Here is a 266-nt window from a genome sequence, read left to right on the forward strand (position 1 = left end):
GCCGTTAATACCGTATAACGCCCTTTAGCTGCTTGTTGTAAACGCGCTGTATAGCCCTCAATATCGGCATTAACCGCCTCAGGTTTTGTATAAATAAGTAACCGCGGGCCAGTGTTTTTTACTAAAAAGTTGTCATCTTTAGGTAAACTACTAACTAATATACTTTTAGCTGGATCAAGCTGCGCCATACCATGATCCGACACTATCACTAAGTTTACTTCTTGATCTAATTTGCTTAAACGCGCTTGTAACTGCCCCATTAACTC

Annotated in this window: 1 protein-coding gene; it reads right to left on the bottom strand. The window is 40.6% G+C overall.

Annotated elements, in window-relative coordinates; all coding sequences use genetic code 11:
- A partial coding sequence (locus AAEY62_RS22830; protein WP_350636705.1) for an alkaline phosphatase family protein occupies positions 1 to 266 on the bottom strand: 266 nt, incomplete at both ends.

This window comes from Pseudoalteromonas sp. GW168-MNA-CIBAN-0100 (assembly GCF_040309225.1).
GTDB lineage: Bacteria > Pseudomonadota > Gammaproteobacteria > Enterobacterales > Alteromonadaceae > Pseudoalteromonas > Pseudoalteromonas arctica.